This window comes from Sphingobium sp. YR768 (assembly GCF_900111125.1).
In the GTDB taxonomy this organism is placed as follows: domain Bacteria; phylum Pseudomonadota; class Alphaproteobacteria; order Sphingomonadales; family Sphingomonadaceae; genus Sphingobium.
Genome location: NZ_FOGE01000004.1, coordinates 292,556 through 318,353, shown reverse-complemented (window position 1 = coordinate 318,353; position 25,798 = coordinate 292,556). Strand labels below are relative to the sequence as shown.

Annotated in this window: 23 protein-coding genes and 1 tRNA gene; 13 read left to right on the top strand and 11 right to left on the bottom strand. The window is 63.6% G+C overall.

All coding sequences use genetic code 11. The features are described 5' to 3' along the window. Positions 1-164: 164 nt before the first annotated feature. The 3 genes from BMX92_RS27915 to BMX92_RS08435 all read right to left on the bottom strand — a co-directional run bounded on the left by BMX92_RS27915 (position 165) and on the right by BMX92_RS08435 (position 1,798). Positions 165-881, bottom strand: coding sequence for a tyrosine-type recombinase/integrase (locus tag BMX92_RS27915; RefSeq protein ID WP_256213320.1), 717 nt, complete (start codon positions 879-881; stop codon positions 165-167). Next, the gene (locus BMX92_RS27910) at positions 878-1,570 is read right to left on the bottom strand and encodes a tyrosine-type recombinase/integrase (protein ID WP_256213319.1); all 693 of its coding nucleotides are present in this window, start codon (positions 1,568-1,570) and stop codon (positions 878-880) included. Before BMX92_RS27910 ends, BMX92_RS27915 begins: the two co-directional genes overlap by 4 nt. Positions 1,571-1,708: 138 nt before the next feature. Next, positions 1,709-1,798: transfer RNA gene (locus BMX92_RS08435), tRNA-Ser, on the bottom strand. Between the two features lie 134 nt (positions 1,799-1,932). On the opposite strand from BMX92_RS08435, the gene hspQ reads away from it, so the two are divergent. The 8 genes from hspQ to BMX92_RS08395 all read left to right on the top strand — a co-directional run bounded on the left by hspQ (position 1,933) and on the right by BMX92_RS08395 (position 12,249). Further along, positions 1,933-2,304, top strand: a complete 372-nt coding sequence (hspQ, locus tag BMX92_RS08430; RefSeq protein ID WP_093014791.1) for a heat shock protein HspQ — start codon at positions 1,933-1,935, stop codon at positions 2,302-2,304. Beyond that, a complete protein-coding gene (locus tag BMX92_RS08425; RefSeq protein ID WP_093014788.1) occupies positions 2,261-3,043 on the top strand; it encodes a GDSL-type esterase/lipase family protein in 783 nt (260 codons plus the stop codon). The genes hspQ and BMX92_RS08425 overlap by 44 nt, the downstream gene beginning before the upstream one ends. A gap of 109 nt (positions 3,044-3,152) precedes the next feature. Then, positions 3,153-5,093, top strand: a complete 1,941-nt coding sequence (locus tag BMX92_RS08420) for an OPT family oligopeptide transporter (protein ID WP_093014785.1) — start codon at positions 3,153-3,155, stop codon at positions 5,091-5,093. A 63-nt stretch (positions 5,094-5,156) separates the two neighbouring features. Next, entirely contained in the window at positions 5,157-5,321 is a 165-nt protein-coding gene (locus BMX92_RS08415) for a DUF3606 domain-containing protein (RefSeq protein ID WP_093014782.1), read from the top strand. Positions 5,322-5,490: 169 nt separating this feature from the next. Then, positions 5,491-8,292, top strand: coding sequence for a TonB-dependent receptor (locus tag BMX92_RS08410; RefSeq protein WP_093014779.1), 2,802 nt, complete (start codon positions 5,491-5,493; stop codon positions 8,290-8,292). A 74-nt stretch (positions 8,293-8,366) separates the two neighbouring features. Beyond that, a complete protein-coding gene (locus BMX92_RS08405) occupies positions 8,367-9,767 on the top strand; it encodes a purple acid phosphatase family protein (protein ID WP_093014776.1) in 1,401 nt (466 codons plus the stop codon). An 11-nt stretch (positions 9,768-9,778) separates the two neighbouring features. Beyond that, complete coding sequence (locus tag BMX92_RS08400; RefSeq protein WP_093014917.1) at positions 9,779-10,849, top strand: phytase; 1,071 nt, start codon at positions 9,779-9,781, stop codon at positions 10,847-10,849. Positions 10,850-10,935: 86 nt separating this feature from the next. Beyond that, positions 10,936-12,249, top strand: coding sequence for an acetyl-CoA hydrolase/transferase family protein (locus tag BMX92_RS08395; protein ID WP_093014773.1), 1,314 nt, complete (start codon positions 10,936-10,938; stop codon positions 12,247-12,249). Here the strand turns inward: BMX92_RS08395 and BMX92_RS08390 are convergent, their stop codons facing one another. From BMX92_RS08390 to queF, 3 genes are all read right to left on the bottom strand, one after another. Beyond that, a complete protein-coding gene (locus BMX92_RS08390) occupies positions 12,250-12,654 on the bottom strand; it encodes an NUDIX hydrolase (RefSeq protein WP_093014769.1) in 405 nt (134 codons plus the stop codon). Positions 12,655-12,703: 49 nt separating this feature from the next. Then, complete coding sequence (locus tag BMX92_RS08385) at positions 12,704-15,355, bottom strand: M1 family metallopeptidase (RefSeq protein ID WP_093014766.1); 2,652 nt, start codon at positions 15,353-15,355, stop codon at positions 12,704-12,706. 505 nt (positions 15,356-15,860) lie between these two features. Further along, positions 15,861-16,322 (bottom strand): preQ(1) synthase, encoded by a 462-nt coding sequence (gene queF / locus BMX92_RS08375; protein WP_093014760.1) that lies wholly within the window; start codon positions 16,320-16,322, stop codon positions 15,861-15,863. 88 nt (positions 16,323-16,410) lie between these two features. On the opposite strand from queF, the gene BMX92_RS08370 reads away from it, so the two are divergent. From BMX92_RS08370 to BMX92_RS08355, 4 genes are all read left to right on the top strand, one after another. Continuing rightward, a complete protein-coding gene (locus BMX92_RS08370) occupies positions 16,411-17,658 on the top strand; it encodes a hypothetical protein (RefSeq protein WP_093014757.1) in 1,248 nt (415 codons plus the stop codon). 104 nt (positions 17,659-17,762) lie between these two features. After that, a complete protein-coding gene (locus tag BMX92_RS08365) occupies positions 17,763-18,155 on the top strand; it encodes a hypothetical protein (protein WP_093014754.1) in 393 nt (130 codons plus the stop codon). Positions 18,156-18,297: 142 nt separating this feature from the next. Next, on the top strand, positions 18,298-19,590 hold the full coding sequence (locus tag BMX92_RS08360) for a class I SAM-dependent methyltransferase (RefSeq protein ID WP_093014914.1): 1,293 nt from the start codon (positions 18,298-18,300) through the stop codon (positions 19,588-19,590). 96 nt (positions 19,591-19,686) lie between these two features. After that, the gene (locus BMX92_RS08355; protein ID WP_093014751.1) at positions 19,687-21,474 is read left to right on the top strand and encodes an ABC transporter transmembrane domain-containing protein; all 1,788 of its coding nucleotides are present in this window, start codon (positions 19,687-19,689) and stop codon (positions 21,472-21,474) included. Positions 21,475-21,527: 53 nt separating this feature from the next. On the opposite strand, the gene BMX92_RS08350 is transcribed toward BMX92_RS08355, so the two are convergent. From BMX92_RS08350 to BMX92_RS08330, 5 genes are all read right to left on the bottom strand, one after another. Next, on the bottom strand, positions 21,528-21,857 hold the full coding sequence (locus BMX92_RS08350) for a PilZ domain-containing protein (protein ID WP_093014748.1): 330 nt from the start codon (positions 21,855-21,857) through the stop codon (positions 21,528-21,530). A gap of 230 nt (positions 21,858-22,087) precedes the next feature. Next, positions 22,088-22,510, bottom strand: coding sequence for an ExbD/TolR family protein (locus BMX92_RS08345; protein WP_093014745.1), 423 nt, complete (start codon positions 22,508-22,510; stop codon positions 22,088-22,090). Positions 22,511-22,534: 24 nt separating this feature from the next. Beyond that, entirely contained in the window at positions 22,535-23,023 is a 489-nt protein-coding gene (locus BMX92_RS08340; protein ID WP_093014742.1) for an ExbD/TolR family protein, read from the bottom strand. 114 nt (positions 23,024-23,137) lie between these two features. After that, a complete protein-coding gene (locus BMX92_RS08335; RefSeq protein WP_177184964.1) occupies positions 23,138-23,893 on the bottom strand; it encodes a MotA/TolQ/ExbB proton channel family protein in 756 nt (251 codons plus the stop codon). A 72-nt stretch (positions 23,894-23,965) separates the two neighbouring features. Then, a complete protein-coding gene (locus BMX92_RS08330; protein ID WP_093014736.1) occupies positions 23,966-24,628 on the bottom strand; it encodes an energy transducer TonB in 663 nt (220 codons plus the stop codon). Positions 24,629-24,881: 253 nt separating this feature from the next. On the opposite strand from BMX92_RS08330, the gene BMX92_RS08325 reads away from it, so the two are divergent. Next, complete coding sequence (locus tag BMX92_RS08325) at positions 24,882-25,754, top strand: hypothetical protein (protein WP_177184963.1); 873 nt, start codon at positions 24,882-24,884, stop codon at positions 25,752-25,754. The last annotated feature ends 44 nt before the right edge of the window (positions 25,755-25,798 follow it).

The window sequence follows — 25,798 nt, the reverse complement described above, 5'->3', positions numbered from 1 at the left end:
CGCTACACGCTATGATCGCCGCACCATCCATTGCACCGGCTTTATTCACCTCGCTGCTGCCATGATCTGGTTACGCTGAATGTCGATCGCCCCTAATGTGGCGAGCATAATGGAGGGAGCCGACAGCCCCCTCCTGTCTTGAATGATTCTGCACCCGCCTTACTCTAGCGAGTAACGACCTTAGCGGAGCTGCGCCTTCGGGTGGGAAAACGAAACTCGATATCGACAGGTGGTGGCATCCGTCGACGTGATTGCGGACCCGTTGCCTTGGCGGGCAGATCAAGCAGGACTGATGGTGCGGGCAAGCCGTCACTCAACATGTTAGCCCAGGCCATTGCGAGTTCCCTGCGACGGGGAATGCAGGCAGCGCAATTATACGCCCCTTCAACCTTGCCCGTAGGGACATGGGCAAGCATGAGGTCGATCACCTTGCGATCATGTTCCTTACCGTCGCGCTCGGCCCACTCATTCATGATCGTAGAGAAGGCGGCGCGGAACCCATGAGGGACATGGTGGCCGTGATAACCAGCCCGATTGAGAAGATAGCCGATGGCATTTTCGCTCATAGGGCGCTGGGCATGGCGGTTGCTGGGGAAAACCAGCGGTCCTTCACCCGTGAGCGGCCAGAGTGCCCTCAATACAGCCAATGCCTGTGGCGTGATCGGGACAAGATGATCGCCGTGGAGCTCATCCTTGCGATCGGCGTCGCCCTTCATCCTCCAGGCCGGAATGCGCCACAAGGGCTCCGAGCCGTTCAGATGCTCGAATTCATCCCACTGCGCGCCGCGAAGTTCGCTGGGTCGCACCGCGGTCAGCGCGAGCAGACGAAGGGCGAGACGCGTAACGGCGCGCGCATAATCTTCCTCAGCCGTGCGGATCATCCGGCGAAGGGAAACGAGATCGGTGATTGCAGGCTGACGCCCTTTTCGCAGGGGCCTGAGGACCGCGCCGAGCTTCTCGGCAGGATCGCTCGCGCAATACCCTCCGCGATACCATAGATGAAGACGGCTGAAATTCGCTGCCGGACGCGCTTCGCCGTCTCGATCGCGCCGCGCGCCTCGATCTCCCGCAAGACGCTCAGAACGAGCGGAGGCGTCAACTGGGCGATTGGCATGTCACCGATGGCAGGAAACACATCCCTTTCCAGGCTGCGGAGGATATCGGCGGCATGAACAATTGCCCATTGCGACTTGGCATTCTCATGCAACGCCCGCGCGACCCGTTCGAAGGTCTGCCTGCCGGCCTCCAGCTTGGCCACAACCTTGAGTTTCCTCAGGATCGTGGGATCGTCGCCTTCCATCAGTTGGCTGCTGGCCTCATCCCGCTTCGCTCGGGCGTCCGCCAACCCCACCTGGGGCCAGGCGCCGAAGGCCATCGTTTTCTGCTTGCCATCGTAGCTGTAGTTCCACCGCCACAGCTTTCCCCCGCTCGGCGTCACGAGCAGGAAAAGGCGATTGGTGTCGGTCAGCTTGTAGGATTTGGGGCGGGGCTTGGCCGCCCGGACTTTGGCGTCACTGAGCATCGGTCGTCGTCTCCAAAAAGTACCACGTTTTTCGACCGCCGAGACCACGAATCAGTACCACAATCACCGCAAAACACCTGCGGAGGGCTGTGGACGACTGTGGCCAAGCTGGTGAGCTAAGCGTCAGTAATCAGTAGAAAAAAGTCGATATCAGTGGACTTCTGCAGACCCCTGCGGAGGGTCAAATGGCGGAGAGGGTGGGATTCGAACCCACGGTACCCTCACGGGCACGCCGCATTTCGAGTGCGGTACATTCGACCACTCTGCCACCTCTCCGCAGAAGGTTCCGCAAGCCATAAAGCACTGCATTCCCGGTCGAGGGGCGGCCATTAGCGAATGAATTCGCACTTGCCAAGCGCTCTTTCCGGTATTTTTCTTGTGTCCGCCCAACAGCGTCCTAAATTGATGTCATGAAAGACACGATTCAGATTTTTGGCGCTGGCGTCAGCGCCCCGCCGATCGTCCACGCCCGCTTCAGTATCGGCGATGTGGTACAGCATCGCATGTTCGGTTTCCGTGGCGTCGTGTTCGATATCGACCCGGTCTTCGCCAATAGCGAGGAATGGTATGAAGCGATTCCGGAAACCGCGCGGCCCGACAAGCATCAGCCCTTTTACCACCTGCTCGCCGAAAATGGCGAATCCAGCTATGTCGCCTATGTCAGCCAGCAGAATCTGGTGGCGGACGATAGCGACGAGCCGGTCGATCACCCCGCCATCACCGGCATGTTCGGCAGCTATGCGGATGGCAAATATCGCCTGCGCCCGCTCCACCGCCATTAAGCCGGTTCGCGCGCCTTCATGGTGCGTGGCGGCTGCGGCGCTGCTGCTGGGCGGCGCGCTGACGGCGGCGACCGTGCCGCCGCCGCAAAAACCCGCAGCATTGCCTAATGCCGACCCGGTCTTTCCCTTCTCCAACGAGATCGAGGCCTTTGCGAAGGCGAACAGCGCCGGGCCGCCGGTGCGCGACGCCACGCTGTTCCTGGGCAGTTCCAGCATCCGCCTGTGGGACATAGCGGGCAGCTTTCATGATATCGGCACGGTCAATCGCGGCTTTGGCGGCGCGACCACGGCGCATGTGCTCCATTATTACAAGCGCCTGCTGCCGCCGGTGCCGCCGCGTTCGGTGATCGTCTATGTCGGCGAAAATGATCTGGCGGCCGGTACCGCGCCGGAGGTCGTGGCGCGGGATATATTGACCCTGCTCAGGAAGTTGCGCGCCGATTATCCGCGTGCGCCGATCGCCTTCATGTCGCTGAAGCCCAGCCCGATCCGCTGGATGATGCGCCCCAAAATGGCGCAGGTTAACGCCGCCGTCGCGAGCCGGGCCAAGGATGGCGGCTTCGTCTATCTGGATGTCGGCAGCGTGCTGCTGGCGCAGGATGGATTGCCCGATGCGTCGCTCTTCCGCCCGGACGGATTGCATATGAATGCGCGCGGCTATCAGCGCTGGACCTATCTGGTCGACGCCTGGCTCGACCGGGTCGCCCCGCCCCGTGGCGGACCGGAAAGCCGGTCCTGATGCACTTTCCGATTGATCCACGGTAAAGCAACATTATTACCAGCCGATCGACAGACGCATAAAGGCAAGGGGACGAAAGGTGACAATGACCAAAGCAGGCGGCCAGCCAATGGCCGAACTGACGCTGCGCGGGGTCATACTCGGCGCGCTCATCACCCTCGTCTTCACGGCGGCGAACGTCTATCTGGGCCTGAAGATCGGCCTGACCTTCGCGACGTCGATCCCCGCCGCGGTCATCTCCATGGCGGTGCTGCGCCTGTTCGCGACCGGCACGATCCTGGAAAACAACATCGTCCAGACGATCGCGTCGGCGGCCGGCACGCTGTCCGCCATCATCTTCGTGCTGCCGGGCCTCGTCATCATCGGCTGGTGGCAGGGCTTCCCCTATTGGCTGTCCGCCTTCACCATCGCGACCGGCGGCATATTGGGCGTCATGTATTCGGTGCCGCTGCGCCGGGCGCTCGTTACCGGGTCCGACCTGCCCTATCCCGAAGGCGTCGCGGCCGCCGAAGTGCTGAAGGTCGGCGCGGGTTCGCGCGAGGGTCTTGAAGAAAATAAGCGCGGCCTGGCCGCCATCGTCGCCAGCGCCGTGGCCGCCGCCGCCTTCTCGATCGTCGCCAAAACGAAGATCATCGCGGAGGAAGCCGCCACCTTCTTCAAGTTCGGCGCGGGCGCGACATCGGTTTCGACCAGCTTCTCTATGGCGCTGATCGGCGTCGGCCATCTGGTCGGCCTGTCGGTGGGCGTCGCCATGTTCATCGGCCTGCTGATCAGCTGGACCGGCCTCGTCCCTTATTTGACCGCCCCCCTCCCCGCCGGCGCCGAACTGTCCGACGTGGTCGGCACCGCCTTCCGCATGAAGGCACGCTTCATCGGCGCGGGCACGATCGGCGTGGCGGCGATCTGGACTCTACTCAAGATTCTTGGCCCGATCGTCAGTGGCATCCGCTCCGCTCTGGCTGCCAATGCGAAGCGCAAGACGGGCAATGCCGCCGATCTCGACATCAGCGAGCGCGACCTGCCGATTTCCATCGTCGGCGGCACCATCCTGGCTGCGCTGCTGCCGATCGGCGTGCTGCTGTGGATCTTCGCGCAGGGTGGGCCGATCGCGGCCAATCCGATCCCGGTGATCGGGCTGACACTGGCCTATGTGCTGGTGGCGGGCATCGTCATCGCTTCGGTCTGCGGCTATATGGCGGGCCTGATCGGTGCGTCGAACAGCCCGATTTCGGGTGTCGGCATTTTGGCCGTGCTGGGTGCGTCGCTGCTGCTGGCCGCCATTTACGGATCGGGCAATGCCGACCCGTCGCAGACCCAGGCGCTGATCGCCTATGCGCTGTTCACCACGGCAATCGTCTTTGGCATCGCCACCATCTCCAACGACAATCTGCAGGATCTCAAGACCGGCCAACTGGTTGGCGCGACGCCGTGGAAGCAGCAGGTCGCTCTGGTGCTGGGCGTCATCTTCGGCGCACTGGTGATCCCTCCGGTGCTGGACCTGCTGAACAGCGCCTTCGGCTTTGCCGGGGCGCCGGGCGCCAAGGCGAGCGCCCTGCCCGCCCCGCAGGCCGCGCTGATTTCCGCACTGGCCAAGGGCGTGCTGGGCGGCGACCTGGACTGGGGCCTGATTGGCATCGGTGCAGGCATCGGCGTGGTGGTGATCGCGATCGACGAACTGCTGGGCAAGGCCGGCAAGCTGCGTCTGCCGCCGCTGGCCGTGGGCATGGGCATCTATCTGCCGATGGCGCTGACTTTGCTGATCCCGGTCGGTGCGGTGATCGGTCATGTCTATAATCGCTGGGCGCTGCGCCAGAGCAATCCGGAGTTCGCCGAGCGCATGGGCGTCCTGATGGCGACCGGCTTCATCGTGGGCGAAAGCCTGTTCGGCGTCGCCTTCGCCGGTATCGTCGCCAGCACCGACAGCGATGCGCCGCTGGCGCTGGTGGGTGAAAATCACTGGGCGGTGCCACTGGCCATCCTGATCTTCGCCGGGGTGATCGGCGCGCTTTATGCGAAGCTCAAAAATTGGGCGAGCAGCCCCCTGTCCTAAAGGGAAGGGGAAAAATAGAGGCTTTTGTGCGTTCCTTCCGTCCAGCCGGACAGGAGGAACGCCATGACTGACGATCAGGATGCCGGCCGCGTCATGCTGGATAGCGAAGCGGCGGTCCTCTATTGGACCGGTCGTTTCAGGGTCGACCCCGAGGAACTGGAAGAAGCGGTCGATATTGTCGGCGATAGCGTGGAGGCTGTAGCCGCCTATCTCAATACCGATCGATGAGAAGCCTGTGACGGGATCGCAACGATCCCGAACATTGTGACAATGGCAGGGCAGCTTCATCAAACTGTCACGAGTCTCCAATCAAGATGTAACATAAATCTCCCAATGGGCGGCTCGACCGATCGGTGAGCGGAAAATCCCGCATCGCCACGGACAGGGAGATTCCAGCATGAACCATCTTCTCCGTGGCGCGAGCCGCGCCGCCATCATCCTTGCCCTTGCCACGCCGGCTGCCGCTTTCGCCGGCACCATCAGCGGCACCGTGTCGGACGGCACCGGCACCCGCGCGCTCCAGTCGACCCAGCTGCGCATCGTCGAAAATGGCCGTGTCGCCGAAGCTGGCCGTGACGGCAGCTATCGCTTCCCCGAAGTCGCGCCCGGCACCTACACGATCGAAGCGCGCTACACCGGCGCCGATCCCGTCCGTACCACGGTGGTCGTGCCCGCCACCGGCGATGTCGATGCCGACATCCGCATCGGTTCCAATGTCGATGCCTCCATCATCGTCGTCGGTCAGGTCGCCAACCAGGCGTCGGCCCTGTCCCGCCAGCGCGCTGCCGACGGCGTGGAAAGCGTGCTGACTCGCGACGCCATCGGTCAGTTCCCCGACCAGAATGTCGCTGAATCGCTGCGCCGCCTGCCCGGCGTCAACATCATGAACGATCAGGGCGAAGGCCGCTTCGTGTCGGTTCGTGGTCTTGACCCCGAACTCAACGCCGCGTCCGTCAACGGCGCCCGCCTGCCCGCACCGGAAAGCGACGTCCGTTCGGTCGCGCTGGACGTGGTGCCTTCCGAACTGATCGAATCGATCGAAGTGAAGAAGTCGCTGACGCCGGACATGGATGCCGACACGATCGGCGCCTCGATCGAAATCAACACGACCAGCGCGTTCGACCGCAAGAAGGACCTTTATTCGGTCAAGCTGGAAGGCAGCTATAACGACTATGCCGATGCGGTAACGCCCAAGGGCAGCTTCGACTTTGCGACCCGCGTTACGGATAATTTCGGCATTTCGGGCGGTGTCAGCTATTATAAGCGCAAGTTCGAAACCGACAATATCGAAGCGGCGGACTGGACCACCAGCGATGATGGCATCGATTATGCCGAGACGCTGGAATATCGCGACTATGACGTGACCCGCAAGCGCATCGGCGCAACGCTGAACCTGGACTGGAAGCCGTCCGACACGACCAAGCTCTATCTGCGCAGCATCTACAACCAGTTTGACGACCATGAATATCGTCGTCGCCTGACCTTCGTCATGGACGAGCAGCCGGCATCGGGTGACGCGGACAGCGCAAACTTCACCGACGAGGACGGCCGCATCGAAGTGCGCCGCGACCTGAAGGACCGGTTCGAGCGTCAGCGCATCAAGTCGATCGTGCTGGGCGGCACGACCGATACCGGCCCGTGGAAGCTGACCTATTCGGGTAGCTGGTCGGAATCGACCGAGAAGGAAAAGGGATCAATCGACCCGATCCGCTGGCGCGCCCGTTTCGACGGTGATGGCGTCGATGTCGGCTTCAACTATTCCGATCCGCGCGTTCCCACCTTCGAAGTGACCAGCGGCGCCGACCTGTTCAACGATCCGTCGGAATATAGTTTCAACCGCGTCGAACAGACCGCCCTGTCGGACTCGCGTGACCGCGAATATGCGCTGAAGGGCGACATTTCCCGCGCCTTCGCTGCGGATAATGGCACCTTCACCGTGCAGGCGGGCATGAAGGCCCGTTTCCGCAAGAAGAGCTATAATTTCAACATGAACTATTATGGCGATGGCGACCTGTCACTGGCCGATGTGCTGGGCGACCAGACCTATCGCCTCGCCGATCTGGGCGCGATGCCCGGCAAGGGCCAGGCCACCAACTATTTCTATGATAATATCGGTGAGTTCGAACTCGACCCCATCACCAGCGCCTATGAATCGGCGGCGCAGGATTACAGCGCGAAGGAAGACATCCTGGCCAGCTACCTGCTCAGCCGTTGGGACAGCGAAAAGGTTCGCCTGGTCGGCGGCGTTCGCATGGAGCAGACCCGCAACGTGCTGCGCGGCAATGTGACCGAATATGCGCTGGACGAAGAGGGTGAAGCGACCGGCGTGATCTCCACGCCCAATGTCTTCACCAAACATTATACCGACTGGCTGCCGAGCCTGACCGCGCGCTTCGAACCGAGCCAGGGCGTGGTGTTTCGCGCTGCCGGCTATAAGAGCCTGGTGCGTCCCAAGCTGTCGCAGCTCGCCCCGCGCTTCATCCTGGACGAGGATTATGCCGCTGAATTCGGCAATCCGGACCTGAAGCCCTATCGCGCATGGAACTTCGATGCGTCGGCCGAATGGTATTTCAGCAAGAATGGCGCGCTGACCGCCGGCCTGTTCTACAAGTCGATCAAGGATTACACGACCGCGATCCGCGACTTTAACGACGGCAGCTATAATGGCATCGATTATAGCGAAGCGGTCTATTATGTGAACGGCGACACGGCCAAGGTGAAGGGCGTCGAACTGTCCTTTAGCCAGGTGCTGAGCTTCCTGCCCGCCCCGCTCGACGGCCTGCTGGTGAACCTCAACTACACCTACACCGACGCCAAGGCGAAGATCACCAGCTATGACGGCGACGACAACGCCTATATCCGCACGATCGGCCTGCCCAATGCGTCGAAGCACACCGCCAACGCCGTGCTGGGCTATGAAAAGGGTGGGCTCTCGCTGCGTGCGGCGGGCACCTATCGCAGCAAATATCTGGATGAAGTGGGCGACGGCGTCGAGACGGATCGGATCGTCGACAATCACTTCCAGCTCGACCTGAGCGCGAAGTACAAGATCCTGCCGGGCGTGCGCCTGTTCGCCGACTGGGTGAACGTCAACAACGCCAAATATTTCGCCTATCAGAACTACAATGGCAGCAAGCGCCTGCTGCAATATGAGGAATATAACTGGACCGCGAAGTTCGGCATTTCCGCCAGCTTCTGATCCCGTTCGCTTTCCCCTGCTTGCCGGTCGCGCCCTTGCGCGGCCGGCAAGTCCCGTTTTCGGAAAGGACTGATATGTCCCGACTATCCATCGTCGCCCTGCTGCTGGCGAGTGCGGCTCCGGCCATGGCTCAACCCGCGACCACCCCGCCCGTGCCCCGTTCCGCTGGCACACCCTATGCGGCCCGCACCCTGCCCGATCGCATCATGCTAACGCCCGCTGCCGACCCGACGCAGGGCATGGCGGTCGCTTATCGCACTGATACCGCGCAGGCGACGAGCGAGGCGCAGATCGCCATCTCGGTCGATGGCCCGACGCTGGAGGAGAAGGCCGCCACCGTCACCGGCCCGGCCGGCACGGTGAAAAACAGCGCGAACGGCCCGGCCCTCTATCACCAGATCCGCTTCGACAAGCTGACGCCCGATACCGTCTATGCCTATCGCCTGAAGGGCAGCGCGGGTTGGAGCGAATGGTTGCAGTTCCGCACCGCCGCGACGCAAGCCAAGCCCTTCCGCTTCCTCTATCTGGGCGATATTCAGAACGGCATATTGACCTATGCCAGCCGGGTCATCCGTCAGGCCTTTCATGCCAATGGCGGGATCGAACTGGTTGCCCATGCCGGTGATCTCGCCGCGCAGCGCGACGATCTGGACCATGATGACGAATGGGGCGAGTTCAATCAGGCCGGTGCCTATAACTGGTCGATCGTTCCGCAACTGCCCGCCACCGGCAATCATGAATATGTCGACGTGACGCTGCCCGACGGGAAGGAAAGCCGCAAACTCGGCCCCTATTTCCCGTTGCAATTCGCGCTGCCCGACAATGGCGTGCCAGGCCTGAAGACGACCTATTATGTCGATTATCAGGGCGTGCGGTTCATCATACTGGACGGCACGTCCGCGATCGACCTGGGCACCATGGCGCAACAGACGCGATGGCTGGATGCCACGCTAGCCTCCAGCAAGGCGAAGTGGAATGTCGTGCTGTTCCATCAGCCCGTCTTCACCTGCGCCCGTCCCGATGACACGGTGGAAATCAAGGCTGCGTGGAAGCCAGTGTTCGACAAGCGCAAGGTCGATCTGGTGCTTCAGGGCCATGATCATTGCTATAGCCGCCTGACCTCCGAAACGGGGCGTGAGGCGTCAGCGCAGGCGCGCAAGAATGGCGCGATTCAGGGGCCGGTCTATCTTGTCTCCGTCACGGGTTCCAAAATGTATGGCCTTAACGACCGCGCCCGGACCCAGCCGGACAAGACGGCCGAAGCCACCGAACTCTATCAGGTGGTGGATGTGGATGGCGATCGGTTGAAATTCCGCACCTATACCGCGTCGGGCAAGCTGTATGATGGTTTCGACCTTACCAAGGGCGCGGATGGCAATCACTTGGCCGACACCAGCGAACCCACCATCGCCGTGCGCACCTGCACGGGCAATATCGGCCCGGACGGCGGCAAATGCGTCGCGCGCGGCAAGTGAGGAAGATCAAGATGAAGCCTTTCGCCCTCCCCCTCGTGAGCCTCCTCGCGCTGGCCGCCTGCGCGACCGCCGAGAAGGAAGTGCCGGTCGAAATCCGTATCGCCAATGCGACCCCGGCCGTGAATGTCACCGCGCGCGGTGAAACCACCCCGGTCGGCACGCCCAATGCCGATGCGGCGGACGATCCGGCGATCTGGCGCAATGCCGCCAACCCGGCCGCCAGCCTGATCGTGGGCACCGACAAAAAGGCCGGCCTCTATGTCTATGGGCTGGACGGCAAGACCCGCGATTTCCTCGACGCGGGTCGGGTCAATAATGTCGACCTGCGTGATGGCGTGGCGATGGGCGGTCAGAACGGCATCCTCGTCGTCGCCAGCGACCGCAATGACGTGGCGAATGCGAAGCTGGCGCTGTTCCGGCTCAATAGCGCGACGGCGAAGTTGACGGCTTTGGGTAAAGTCGATGCCGGCAAAGGCGAAGCCTATGGCATCTGCATGTACAAGGCGCCCGAAGCGACCTACGCCTTCATCGTGCTGAAGGACGGCACGGTGAATCAGGTTGCGCTCGATGCATCGGGTGCGACGCCGACCGGCCGGATCGTGCGCACCATGAAGCTGGGCACCCAGTCGGAAGGCTGCGCCGTGGATGACCGCACCGGGATCCTCTATGTCGCGGAGGAAGATGTCGGCCTCTGGCGCTTCGACGCGCGCGCGACCGGATCGACCACGCCCACCAAGATCGCGGCGGCCGATGGCAAGAATCTGGTGATGGACGCCGAAGGTGTCGCCATCGCCCCGATCGGCGAGAAGGAAGGCTATGTCCTCGTCTCCAGCCAGGGCGACAATGCTTATGTCGTCTACAATATGCGCGACGACAGCTATGTCGGCCGCTTCCGCGTGGTCGACGGCGCCATCGGCGGGTCGGAGGAAACCGACGGAATCGAGTTGATGCTGGGCGACTTCGGCCCGGCTTATCCAGGCGGGCTGTTCATCGCGCAGGATGGTCATAACGCGACGGCGGCACAGAATTTCAAACTGGTCGCCTGGGACGACATCGTCAAGGCGCTCGGCCTGCCGCGCTGACGGCCGAAAGCGTCCCTTTCGACCAAGGATGGATTGCGCTCTCCCCGCCTGCGGGCGACAAGGCTGGAAACAGTCCGGGAGAGCGCATGACCATCCAGCACCTCTATGACGTACGCAGGATGACGGCGGATCAGGCCGTCGCCCTGATACCCGATGGCGCGAAGGTCGCCACGGGTCTTGCCGTCAGCTTCCCGCCTGTATTGGCAGCAGCCTTGGCGGACCGGGTTCGATCCGGCGGACTGCGCGATGCCAGCATCTATACCATGCTGCCGCCCGCCACATCGGCCGCGCCGATCCTGTCTCCCGATCTTGCCGACCGCATCAGACAGGTCAGCCTGTTCCATGGCGGCATCGACCGCGCAGGCGATGCGGCGCGGGGCGACGGGCCGTGCATCGATATACTGCCGGTGCAGTTCCACCAGATACCCCGCACGCTGACAGAGCATATTGGCGTCGACAGCTTCATCACCACCGTCTCGCCGATGGACGCCAATGGCTGCTTCAGCCTGGGCACGGACGCCGATTATGCGCTGGCCGTCGCGCGCAGCGGCGCCCGGCTGATCGTGGAAGTGAACCCGGCCATGCCCTATGTCCATGGCGACTGCATGATCCATGTGTCGGACGTCACGGCGCTCATCGAAAATCATGTCCCGCTCTGTCAGGTGCCTGCGCTGCCCCGCAACGCCACCGACGATGCGATCGGCGCGATCATTGCGAACATGGTGGAGGATGGCGCCTGCCTGCAAATGGGGATCGGCGCGGTGCCCGACGCGGTCTGCGCCGCGCTGATGGGGCACAAGCATCTGGGCATCCACACCGAATTGCTGACCCCCGGCCTCGTCAAGCTGATACAGGCGGGCGTGGTCGACAACAGCGCCAAGGCGCTGCATCCCGGCCTATCGGTCTTCACCTTCGCCATGGGGGACCAGCCGCTCTATGATTTCATCCATGATAATCCAGCAGTGGCCGCCCATCCGGTGGACTATGTGAACGCGCCGCACATCATTGCGCAGAATGACCGGGTGCTGTCCGTCAATGCGACGATCCAGATGGACCTGAGCGGTGCGTGCAATTCGGAATATATGAACGGTCGCCAATATAGCGGCACCGGCGGGCAACTCGATTTCGTGCGCGGCGCCTATGCGTCGAAAGGCGGCCGGTCGATCATCGCCTGCCATTCGACGGCGGCGAAGGGGACGGTGTCTCGCATCGTCCCCTGGCTGGACGGGCCGGTGACGACCCCGCGCACCGACACGCATATCGTCGTCACCGAATTTGGCTGGGCCGACATGAAGGGCAAGAGCCTGTCCGAACGCGCCCGTGCGCTGATCGCCATCGCCCATCCCGATTTTCGCGAAGGACTGGAACGCGCCGCACATGAACGGCGCATATTGGCCTGATTATCGCGCTTGCAGCGCCGTCAGTGCAGCCTGCGTCGACGCCGTGAGGGGCTGCGGCAGAGCGTCCAGCGCGAACCAGCCGCAGGCCGCCAGTGCCTCCGGTTCCCGGACTTCGGGATCGCCCTGCGCATCCTCGACCAGATAGACCGGCGCGACCCAATGGGTGCCGCGCGCTGCATCGATCTGATCCGTCAGGCACAGCAGATCGCGCGCCCTGATCGTCAGGCCCAGTTCCTCGAAAATCTCCCGCTCGGCGGCGGCGGCCATGGTTTCGAACAGGTCGACCTTGCCGCCCGGCAGGCCCCAATGCCCCGCTTCCGGTTCGCGCCGCCGCTGCACCAACAACAATTGGCCATTACGAAGGATGGCCGCGCCGCATCCGACGCGCGGTTCGCTTTGCATCATGTTTACCCCATAGAAGAAGGGCGGCGGATCGCGCCGCCGCCCCCTGCACTCACTTCTTGCCGGCGAACCATGCCGCCGTCGGCGCCTTCAGCCGGCTGCGCGTTTCGATCCGCGTCTTGATCGCGGCGATGGAGCGATCCACCACCTTGCGCGATTCCGGCGTCAGATATTGGGTCGCATAGGCATCCAGCTTCGTCACCATCGCCGGATCGGCCGATCCGCCACCCAGACGGGCCAGCGCCTGACTGCGCGCCGACACGTCGATCAGCGCCTCATATTGCGCCTTGTGCGCCAGCACATAATCGACCGCCTGCATCGGATGGGCCGCACCAACCTGCCCGATGATCGCGGCGCTGGTCGTCTTGCCCGGCTCGTCGGTCAAAGCCAGGTCGAGGGCCTGTTGCCCCAGTTTCTCGTCCTTCGCCCGGCCCAGCAGCGCATAGAGCGTGCTCTTGTCCAGATCGCTCTGGGCGGCCTTCGCCATGACGCGCAGCTTATCCCAGTTTGTCTGATCGGCGTTCTGGGCGATGATGCCCAGCCACACATTGCGCAGCGGACCGTCCAGCGCGGCGGGGTTGGTCGCCAGCGCGGCGAAGCGGCGATTGGCTTCGGCCACCACGGCCTTGTCGCCCATGCTGCCCAGCGTCGATACCAGACTGGTGCGCAGCACCGGCACCTGCGCGCCTTCGCCGGCCTTCGCGTCATAGCCGATCGCGGCCAGCGCCGGGCTCAGCTTGCGCGCGGCATAGGCGGCGACCTTCGCCTGTGCGGCGGTATCGCCCTCCAGCATGTCATAGCTGCTCTTGAGATAGGAGGGCACTTCGGCCAGCACCGACGGGCTGCCATTGGCCGGCACCGCGTCGATCAGGTCGAGCGCCAGACCGATCGGCTGATAGCCGCCCAGCGCAAGCTGGAAATTATCCGCCATCAGGCCGGTCTGGTCCATGCTGGACAGTTGGCCAAAGCCCTTCGCCAGCGCCTGCATATTGTCGGCCGGATAGAGCGAGCGATAATAGCCCGTCTGACCCGCATTGATGACATAGGCGCCGCAGCCCGGCAGCGTGATCTGCCCCTTGCCGCCCGACAGGATCAGGCGCTGCGCCTCCCCGCCCAGTACCTGCGCCTTGACCGGCACGTTCCAGCTCAGCGGCGTCTTGTCCTTCGCGTCGCGGCTGAACTCGCCCTGGCTCAGAGTCAACAGGGTGTTGCCGCCCTGACATTGCGCGCTGTCCACCTTGACCAGCGGGATGCCCGGCTGGCTGGTGAAATCATGGGCGATGCTGACCAGCCCCTTGGCGCCCGCACCCTCGACCGCTTTCCACAAGTCGTCGGTCACGGTGTTCCCGTAAGCGTGCTGCTTCATATAGGACTGGATGCCCGCCTTCCACGCATCCTCGCCGGCATAGCCTTCGAGCATGGTGATGACGGCTTCGCCCTTTTGGTAGGTGATCGCGTCGAAGGCCTGATTCACTTCGTCCACCGTGTGGATTTTCTGCACAACCGGATGGGTGGTCTTGAGCGCGTCGAGGCTCATCGCCCGTTCGCGGCCATCGACGCGCGACAGCAGGGCTTCCCAATCCGGGTTCAGCTTGTCCGTCACCTTGGTCGCCATCCAGCTGGCGAAGCCTTCGTTCAGCCACAGATCGTCCCACCAGGCCATGGTGACGAGATCGCCGAACCACTGGTGCGCCATTTCATGCGCGGCGACTTCGAAAATGGCGCGCTTGGTTTCTTCCGAGGTGAAGCGCGGATCGACCAGCAGGGTGCGTTCGAAGGTGAAGATCGCGCCCCAATTTTCCATCGCGCTGAAGAACTGGCTCTGGCCGGGACCGGCGACGTTGTCGAGCTTGGGCAGCGGGAAGGGCACGCCGAAATAATCATTATAATAGGGCAGGATCGCCGCCGACGCATCGAGCGCCAGCTGCGCCTTGCCGGTATTGCCCTTGCCGGTGATCACGCCGACTTCGGTCTTGCCCGCCATCTTGGTCGCGCGGTCCAGTTCGCCCAGGCCGAAGAAGAGCAGGTAGGAGGACATTTTGGGGCTGGTGCCGAACGTCACCAGCTTCTTGCCGCCGCCAATGTCCTTGGCATTCTTGACCGGCATATTGCCGACCGCAAGCTGGTCCGCCGGGACGATGGCCGACAGGTCGAAGGTCGCCTTGTAGCTCGGCTCGTCGAAGCTGGGGACGAAGCGGCGAGCGTCGGGCGCCTCAAACTGGGTGAAGAGCGCGCGCTTCGCTGCCCCTGCATTGTCGGTATAGTCGAGCGCGAACAGGCCGTTCGCCTGCTGGTTGATGATACCGGCATAGGCGATGGCGAGCGTGTAGCTGCCCGGCTGAACCGGCTTGCCGAAGTCGAACGTCACGGTCTGCGCCTCGGCATCCACCTTCGCGGTGCCGGTGATCGGCTTGCCCTTTGCGGGAGTCAGCGTGACGCTGGAGACACTCAGGTCCGCCGCGTTCAGCACCAGCGCGGGCAACGCCGTGGCGACATTGACGTCGATCGTCACCTTGCCGGTGAATTTGAGTTTCGCCGCGTCGGGCGTCACCTCGATAGCATAATGGCTGGGCGCTGCGCCGCGCGGCAACTGCGTGGTCACACCAGCGGCAGGGCCGACAGGCGCGGTCTGGGCCAGTACAGGCGCGGCCAAGGCGACCGGGGCGGCCGCAATCAGCAGCGGCAGGATGTTCTTGAGGGGCATAGGATAGCAGACTCCGACACGTCAGGCAGAGCGCGATGAGATAGTGTCACGCGCAGCGATGAACGTCGGATCGGCCGTTTGGCTGCATGGGTCAAGTGAACTATCCGCAACCCGATGTCGTTGGTCGAACCCTGTTGCACGTTCGTCCGACAGGGCGCCGGAGGAAGTATATTGCGGCATGAGCCGCTTCGGTGCGAAATTCGGCACATGGCGCTTGTTCGCATCCTGCTTCCACTATGCGCGCTAACCGCGTGCTCCGACCAGCCCAGACACGAGGCCTGGGCTGTCGTCGTCAGTATCGCCGGACCAGCAAATCCCAAATGGGATAGTGACAAGCTGGTCGTCACCGCCCGAAGCCAGGACGGAGCGATGGGTCAGAAATTTGTTCCCACCGCTCGGTTGAACTGTCGGGTCGGCGACACAGTGCACGGATCGGTCAAAGGGATCGCGCTGACGCTGGACGACCATGCCTGCGAGCGTTGATCCCATAACGCAGCGATGAAGATTACCCCCGGCCGCGATAGCCCGGTACGTCCTGCGGCGGCAGCCACATACCGACGGGCGGCTCGCCCGACTGCCAGAAGACGTCGATCGGGATGCCGCCGCGCGGATACCAATAGCCACCGATGCGCAGCCAGACCGGCTTCATCTCGTCGAACAGGCGCTGGCCGATGCCCACGGTGCAATCTTCATGGAAAGCGGCATGGTTGCGGAAGGCGCCGAGAAACAGCTTGAGCGACTTCGATTCCACGATCGTCGCGGCGGGCGCATAATCGATCACCAGATGGGCGAAATCGGGCTGACCCGTCACCGGGCAGAGCGAGGTAAATTCAGGCGCGGTGAAACGCACCAGATAGGGCTTGCCGGGGCGCGGATTGGCGACATAGTCGAGCACGGCCTCTTGCGGAGAGGCGGGCAGCGCACTGGTCTGGCCCAGATGCAGGGGAGTGGTGGGAATGTCAGTCATGCCGCGCCATCTACGCCATTGCACGGCTGATGTCAGCATCCTGCATTGTTCACTTGCGGTTCAGCCATTCTTGTGCCTTGGCAGGCTTATGGGGTCTATCGTTCGTCCGTTGCTTTTCATCGCGCCGCTGATGCTGGCTGCGCCTGTCCACGCCCAGCAGACGGAGACGCCGGCCACCAGCCTGTCGATCCCGCCGGCCAGCACCGCACCCGCGCCTGATCCCAGTCGGCAAGGACCGGAACTCAACGTCTTTCGCGATCCGGTGACCCCGCGGGCCACGCCGCCGGTAATAACGCCGCCGCCGGTGACGGTGCAGCCCGTGCAGCAACAGGCCCCTGCCCGTCCGGCTGCATCACGGCCTACCACCACGACGGCACCGGCTACGCCGCGCCAGACCACGCCTGAGCCGAAGGCCCAGCGCCCCGCCGAACGCGAAACGCCGAAGCCACAAGCGACGCCGGCGCCTGCCGCACCGACGGATGACAGCGCGGCCGCGAACCAGAGCGCGCCGGTCGAAACGGCGCCACAGACGCTGCCGGTTCCGGTGCCGGCCACCAATGCCGTGGAGCCTGGCACCCCCGTCGCCACGCCCGCACCCACCGCGGAAGAAGGCAGTGCGCTGCCGTGGATCATCGGCGGTGCGCTGGCGCTGATCGCCCTGGCGGCCGCCTTCCTGCTGCGTCGCCGTCGCCCGGCGGAAGCGCCGGCGCCCGTTGCCAAACCGGCGACACCCCCTGCCCCCAAGCCGACCGAAGCGGCGCCGCAGCCCGCACCAGAGCCGCGCCCCGTGGCACCGACACCCGCACCGGTGGTCGCCGATCGGCCCTGGCTAGACATGGACATGGCCGTCGGGCAGGCGCGCTATTCGATGATGGGCGTGACCATCGCCTATAGCCTGATCCTGCATAATCGTGGCAATCGCCCGGCGCAGGACATTCTCATCCGCGCCATCGTCGGCAATGCGGGCGCCCAGCAATCCGCTTTGCTCCAGAGCTTCTTCGCTGGCGAAGATGGCCTGCCACTCCATAGCGCGTTGTCGATTCCGCCGGGCGAAACCCATCAACTGACCGGCGAACTGCGCCTGTCGCCCGAAGAGATCGTGCCCGTGACCATGGGGCAGCGGAGCCTGCTGATCCCGCTCGCCGCTTTCGACATGGCCTATCGCTGGAGCATGGAGGGTGAGGAGCCGGGTCAGGGGCGCACCGCGCGCGCCTTCATCGTCGGGCAGGAGCAGGAGCCGCCTGCCGATCGCCTGTCGCCCCTGCGTCTGGATCAGGGACCGCGCCAATATCCGCGCCCGGCCGCGCGCGCAGCGGCGGAACTGACCCCGGCCTGACGATCCTGCATCGGACAAGGCAGTCGCTCGCGTCACCGCGCCAGCGACTCGCCTCGTCCCGCGATCATTGCCGCGCCGTGGAGGCGGGCATAGCCAGTCGATCCATGAAGATACTTGCTCTTGCGCTCACCGCCGCGACACTCGCCCTGCTGCCCGCCACCGCCCAGGCCGAAGGCATCGGCGCGGAAATCAATTATGGCCGCGCCGACGGCCATTGGGGAACCGAAATCGGCGGCGGCTATGCGTTCGGCCTCGCAGGCTTCAGCCTGACGCCGGGCGGCGGCATCTATCTGCGCGATGGCGACACCAAACTCTATGGCCGGGTCGAGGCGGCCTATAGCATTCCCCTGTCCGCCACGATCGGCGCAGGTGTGCGCGTGAGCGGCGACAATACCCGCCCCTATGCCACGCTGGCGATGCCTATCCTTCCCAAGCTGCGCGCCAAGGCCAATGCCGGACCCAAATATTATGCGGTCGGCCTGACGCTGGGCTATTGAGCCTATCGCCCGATAGCCGTCCATAGCGGGTGGCATCGGCGAGAATCGCGGACATTTTACGGGTTGCTGGCGTTTCCTGCGTCATCGCGATGCAACAGGATGCGTGAATAGTCCTGCGCTTCCCAACTGGAGCATGGTTTCCGTGACATCCCGCGACCTTACCGGCCTTCTTCCCCTGAGTGAGACACTTCCTGTCGACAGCGACCTGCCCCGCCGCCTGTCCGACATGGCCTGGCGCATCGGCTTTGGCGCGATCGGCTGGCCCTGGTTGCTGGCGAGCCTGTCGGGCGGGCGGAAGGCGGACAAGCGCGCGCTGCTGGATGAGCTCGATCTGCCGCATGACGCCCTGCCGCATCTGGGTAGCTGGAAGGCGGATGTCGGCTTTCTGCGACATATCGTGCGGGAGGTCGCGCGGCTTCGCCCCGCCCATGTGGTCGAACTGGGCGCGGGCGCATCCTCCCTGATCGCGGCGCGCGCGCTTCAACTGCATGGCAATGGCCGGCTGCACAGTTTCGACCAGCATGGCGGCTTCGTGGATGCGACGCGCCAGTGGCTGGTCGACCATGCGCTGGACGTCGATATCCGCCATGCGCCGCTGACCCATGAAAGCGCGGACTGGCCGGGGCGCTGGTATGCGATCGATCGGCTGCCCGAACAGATCGACCTGATCATTATCGATGGCCCGCCCTGGAGCGTGCATCCACTGGTGCGGGGCGCGGCCGACAGCCTCTTTTCCCGCCTTTCCCCCAATGGCGTGGTGTTGCTGGACGATGCCGCGCGCCCCGGCGAAAGGCTGGTCGCGCGCCGCTGGCGGCAGCGCTGGCCGCATATCGACTTCCGCCTGATGAAAGACGGGACCAAGGGCACGCTGGTCGGCCGTCGGCGCGACACCCGCCTGCCGGTCGCCAACGATAATGAGGATGGCCGCAACTGGCGCCATCTGGGCCGTGCCGCCGCGATTGCCGCACTGATCACCACCGGCTGGATCGCGCGCGGCGAAATGGGCGAATTTCCGCAGGCGGCGCAGGCGAACAGCTTCATCGACGAAGCGGCCGCCTCCCGCCGGGCCGGACTGTTGCGCCAGTCGATGACGTCGCAGGTCGAAACCGCCACATTCGACGCGCGGGAAATCGAAAAATCGACGGGCATCATCCTGCCCGTGCTGCCGACGGGATGGCGCGTGACCGACGTCCAACTCTTCCCCACGCCCGACAGCCCCGCCATCGCCATGAGCGTCACCACGCCGCAGGGCGAACCGCTCTCCCTGTTCGCCGACCGGGCGGAGACGCCCGCAGAGGCGACGCCATTAATGGCGCGCCGGGCCGGGGAGACGATCGCCTATTGGGAGGAGGGCGCGATGGCCTATGCCTTGAGCGGCAAGGGCGATGCGCGGCGGATCATGCAACTGGCAGGCGCGATCGCGCCGGACGCCTGAAGCACGGGGGCGGAAGGGCCACGGCGCTTGTCCTTCCGTAATGTCCCGGACGTTCTGGTCATTCCACCGGCACGCAAAATGCTCTAAGCGGCGCGGATGGTGGATGTCCCGAACCCCGCACCGCGCGCCAATGCGCGCCCCGCCCTTGGCAGCCTGGCGATGCTGTGGCGTTTTGCCCGCCGCTATCCCGGCCGTATCGCCGGGGCGTTGGCCGCGCTGATCATTTCATCGGCCGCCACGCTGGGCATCCCCAGCGGTTTCCGGCTCGTGATCGATCGCGGCTTCATGGGTGGCGGGGACATCAGCCGCTGGTTCGAATATCTGCTGATGATCGTGACCGTGCTGGCGCTTGCCACGGCGCTGCGATTCTACTTCGTATCCTGGCTGGGCGAGCGGGTGGTCGCCGATATCCGCAGCGCGACGCAGGCCAATCTGTTGCGGCAGGCGCCCCGCTTCTTCGAAGAAAATCGGCCATCGGAAATCGCCTCCCGCATGACCGCGGACACCGCGATCGTCGAACAGGTGGTCGGATCGACCGTTTCGGTGGCGCTGCGCAATCTGGTCACGGGACTGGGCGGTCTTGTCTATCTGTTCGTGCTGGCGCCCAAGCTGGCTGCGCTGTTGCTGCTGGGCATTCCGGTCATTCTGCTGGTGCTGATCAGCCTGGGTCGACAGGTGCGTAGCCTGTCCCGCGCCAGTCAGGACCGGCTGGCCGACATCGGCAGCATCACCAGCGAAGTGCTGGGCGCGATGAAGATCGTGCAGGCTTTCGGTCAGGAAGCGCGAGAGGCAGAGCGGTTCGGCGCTACCGTCGATGCGGGCTTTGCCACGGCGCACAAGCGCATTCGCCTGCGTGCCATCATGACAGCGGTGGTGATCTCGCTGATCTTCGGCTCGATTACAGCGGTAATGTGGCAGGGCGCGCTGGACGTTGCCGCCGGCCGCCTGTCGGGCGGGAGTATCGCTGCCTTCGTGCTAACCGGAGCGCTTGTTGCGGGTGCCTTTGGTTCACTGTCGGAAAGCTGGGGCGATCTGTTGCGCGGGGCCGGTGCGGCCAGTCGGCTGGAGGAACTCATGTCCGCCACGCCGGATATTCTGCCGCCGGCCCAGCCGATCTCCATTGCCCGGCATGCCAATGGTGCACGGCTGCATTTCGACGATGTGCATTTCCATTATCCCACCCGGCCCGATCAGGCAGCCTTGCATGGCATTTCGCTGGACGTCGCGCCGGGCAAGACGGTGGCGGTCGTCGGCCCATCCGGAGCAGGCAAATCGACCCTGATCCAGTTGGCGCTACGCTTCTATGATCCGGATTCGGGCTGTATTCGCCTGAATGACATTCCGTTGACCGACGCCGATCCCGCAGAATTGCGCGCGATGACGGCTATGGTGCCGCAGGACAGCGTCATCTTCGCCGCCTCTGCGCGGGACAATCTGCGCTATGGCCGGTGGGATGCCAGCGATGAGGATATCTGGGCAGCGGCTCGCGCGGCCAATGCGGAAGGCTTCCTGCGCGCCTTGCCGCAGGGGCTGGACAGTTTCATGGGCGAAGGCGGGGCGCGCCTGTCCGGCGGGCAACGCCAGCGCCTGTCGATCGCCCGCGCCCTGCTGCGCGATGCGCCGATCCTGCTGCTGGATGAAGCCACTTCCGCGCTCGATGCGGAATCCGAACGGTTGGTGCAGGATGCTTTGGGCCGCCTGATGCAGGGCCGCACGACCATCGTCATCGCGCATCGGCTGGCCACGATACGCGCCGCCGATCGCATCATCGTGATGGATGAAGGTCGGATCGTGGAACAGGGCGATCATGCCGCGCTGGTGGCGCAGGGTGGCCTCTATGCCCGGCTCGCCAGCCTCCAATTTCAGGATGTCGCCATCGCCTGACGAAGGCGGGAGTGGAGCGGCGGAACAGTCCGCGCTCCGCTATTCCCAACGGATCAGCGCGCGGCAGATGCCTGACTGAGCCGAACGATATGATCGAGGATGGCGGGGTGCAGCGAGCGTTCGAAGGCGCAGCCCGATTCGTGCGCGCGGTTCCATGTGACCCTGGCCCGGCGACCTTCGAAACCGGGCAACATGATCCAGATATCTGCCCCGACTGTCAGCTTCATGAAACTTTGCAGGCGAAAGCCGCTGACCGACACATCGGTAATGCGGCTGGTGAACCAGGTTTCGCCGGGGCGACGAACCCTGACAACGATCTGTACGTGCTGCCGTTCGGCTGCCCGTCCCTTGCGATCATATTCTGTCAGTCGTTCAGCAGCCATGGTTCGATATCGCGTCGCTTCTGCCCCATCATGCACCAATCTGGGTAAGCAAAGGGTTAAACCCGGCTCCACCCGATAGCTTGGTCGCATAAGATGGCGGGCCGCGCACAAAAAAGGGCCGCCCGAAGGCGACCCTGAATTTCTGCAATCTTCCTATCGCTCCGATCCAGCGCCCCATCCGGAAAACCGGGAAGTCTTGTGCCGGGATGGGCCTGACTGGATGTCAGCGATCAGAAGCTGCCATATTGCTCGTTGCCGACGAAGCCCAGCTTCGTCACGCCAGCGCGCTTAATCTCTGCCAGCACCTCGTCAACGACGACGTAGCGGGTCTGCGCGTTGGGCTGGAACTGGAGTTCCGGCTCGACGGGCAGACGCAGCGACTGCTGCAGATACTGACGCAGGGTCAGCAGGTCGATCGACGCACCGTTCCAGGTGATGACGCCACCGGCGTCAATAGCGACCTTGTTCTTGACCGGGTCGATCACGCTGTCCGTAGGCGGCGCGTTCTGCGGCAGGTCGATCTTCACCGCGTGGGTCTGGATCGGAATGGTGATGATGAACATGATGAGGAGAACGAGCATGACGTCGATCAACGGCGTCGTGTTCATTTCCATCATCGGCTCACCATCATCGGAGCCCATGCTCATGGCCATAGCGAATTCTCCTTAATCAGCCGGTCAGAGGCGAGTCGTCGACGTGCCGGGTTCCGGCTCGGAGATGAAGCCCACCTTCGGGAAGCCAGCGCGCTGCATCGTATAGATGGTGCCGCCGATGCAACGATAGGGGGTGTTGATGTCGCCGCGGATATGCACTTCAGGCAGATCCTCGGGCGTCATATTTTCAACGCCGCCAGCTTTCTTGATATCCGCTTCAAGCTTCGCGACAGCACGGTCGAGCAGCTCGCTCGAATTCACCGGGGAAAGACCCCAGAAAACCGCACAGCTACCGTCGGAACCCTGCGTCACCGAAAGCGACACATTTTCCGGCTTCGTCGTGGTCGGCTCGAACGCTACCTTGGGAAGCTGGAGATCGACCGTCTGAACCACGACCGGGACCGCGATGAGAAAGATGATGAGCAACACCAGCATGACGTCGACGAGCGGCGTCGTGTTGATGTCGGACAAGGGTTTGTCGTCACCGCCGCCGGGGCCAACACTCATTGCCATTGATACTATCCTAACCTTGGTGTCGATGGCGCCTCGTCTCGCGAGGCCCACGTCCGGTGGAGAACCGGGCGGTCGCAGCCGCCACCCGGTCCCCCAATCGGAGTTTTAAGCCAATCAGGCCTTGGTCGGCGCAGCAGCCGGCTTGGCAACCGAAGCAGCCGGAGCGGCAGCAACGGAAGGCTTCACAGCGCCGTCCGAAACCAGGTAGGCCAGCAGGTCGACGGTGAAACCGTTGAGCTGTTCGGCGATCGACTTGTTGCGGCGCTGCAGGAAGTTGTAGGCAAGCACCGCAGGAACGGCGACGGCCAGACCCAGAGCGGTCATGATCAGAGCTTCACCAACCGGGCCGGCAACGGCGTCGATCGAGGCCTGACCAGCGGCACCGATCTTGATCAGAGCGCGGTAGATACCGATAACGGTACCGAACAGACCGATGAACGGCGAGGTCGAACCGACGGTCGCGAGGAAGGCCAGACCGCCACCCAGCGAGGAGTTGATGCCGGCTTCCGAACGGGCCAGCGAGCCGTGCAGCCAGTCATGTGCTTCGACCGGATCCTTCAGCTTGCCATGCTCTTCCTGAGCCTTGATGCCGTCGTCGACGATCTGCTTGTAGGCCGAGTTCTTTTCGAGCTTGGCGGCTGCTTCCTTGAGCGAAGCCGAGCGCCAGAAGGTCGCACGAACCTTCTTGCCCTGGTTGATCACCTTCTGCTGTTCGATCAGCTTGGTGAACAGAACGTAGAAAGTGCCGACCGACATGGCGCACAGGATGAGGAACACGGTCCAGGCGATCGTGCCGCCCTGTTCCAGAGCTTCCATCAGGCCATACGGGTTTTCCGGCTTGGGAGCCGCAGCTGCGAGATACATCAACATGTTCAAGACTTCCCTCTCAATGAGATCAAGCGTGGGACGGGCGGCGCCGGGCGCGCGCCCCCCCGATTTGGATTATTCCGGCAGACGCCAGGTGATACGGCCATTGTACGTATCGGGCATGTCCGCGCCATCAGACCCCTTTGCCGGCTTGAAGCGCGCACGCTTCGGCAGCAGGCGACAGGTCGCTTCGTCAAGGTCGGCATGACCGGTCGACGAAGTGATGGTGCAGCTCGTCACCCGACCGTCCGCACCGATTTCCAGACGGAAACCAGCCGTACCCGAACGTTCCTCACGCTGTGCGCGGCTCGGATAGTCGGCATCGCTGAGCCAGCTGCCAGGTGCCCCACGCGGCGTAGCGCGAGTAGCGGCCTGAGCGGGCGGCGGTGGAGCCGGCGGCGGCGGCGGCGGTGCGGCGACCGGAACCGGGTTGAACACCGGAGGGGGCGTCCGAACGGTCTGGATCGGCGGCGCAGGCGCCGGGGTTTGCACGATCGGCGGGGGAGCAACGACCGGCGGCGGCTCGATCGGCTGATCTGGCGGCGGCGGCGGCGGCTCCTCGTCCGGTGGTGGCGGTTCCTCCTTCACGTCGATCACGTTCAGCTGTTCTGCCGCCTTTTTGACATATTTCATGCCAAGACCGGTGACGAAGGCATAGCCAAGAACAGCGTGAATCAGGGCGACGATGACGATCGAGACAGTCCGACTCGATCCTTGCGAGTGGTCAGCATAGGCCATTCGGCAACGACACTCCTTAACTCATCTTACCAGTGGTTTATACAAATCAGCCAAAAATGACCCTAGCCGACCGGGCTGCCCCGATCACCTTTGGTCCGTAACCGTATATTTGCTACCGAGCGAACTCCTATCGCGGCGCATCGTGGCACGCAAACGCTTTATCGATATCCTCATTTGCGACTACCATTTCATATCGGAATGACTTGCCTGTGACAAAGTTGCCACGGGCTACAACCATAGGACGAAGTTGACGATGAAATCCGCCACCCCTTTTCATAAACTCGGAATGCTGTGCCTCATTTCCGCCGCATCCATCGCGGTTTTCCCGGCCTTTGCGGAAAATGCTCCGGTGGTAACGCAACCATCCCGGACCGGGTCAGCCCTGTCCTATTCGGACATTGTAGACCTGTCGGACAAAGCGCCGCTGGTCGCCAATGTGCGCATCCGCAACATCATCATTTTGAAGCCGGAGCAGGCCGGGACCGTCCCACAGGGGCACAAAAGGCTGTTCATAGAGGCGGATGTGACGGGGCTGATTCGCGGTGAATCGGGAATCAGTCCCCTTGTATCTTACCTGTACGATGCCCCGCTGGACGCGCGCGGCAAGGTGCCCAAGCTGAAAAAGGCGCAGATGATCCTGTTCGCCCGCCCCGGTGGACGTCCCGGCGAAGTGCAGCTTATCGCATCGGATGCGCAGATTCCCTCGACCCCGGCCGAGGTCGAACGGGTCAAGGCCGTGCTGTCGGCGCTGGTCGCACCCAATGCGCCGCCGCGAATCCTGGATCTGGGAGACGCCTTCCATGTTGCCGGGACGATCGCCGGTGAAGGCGAGACGCAGATATTCCTGCGCACCGAAAATGGCGACCCGGTTTCCTTGTCCATCCTGCGCCGGCCGGGGCAGGCGCCGCGCTGGGCCGTGGCGCTGGGCGAAATCGTAGATGAAGCCGCCCGCGCGCCGCAACCGGGCAGCCTGCTATGGTATCGCCTTGCCTGCGCCCTGCCCGCGACGCTGCCGTCACGATCGGTTCGCACATTGGCGGTGCAGGATGCAGAAGCCGCGCGAGCCGATTACCAGTTCGTGATCGATGCGCTCGGCCCCTGCGGCCGTACGCGTAAGCAGGGCTGATTCGCCTTTTTCTTGGACAGCGGCGCGCGGGCGGCTATCAGCGC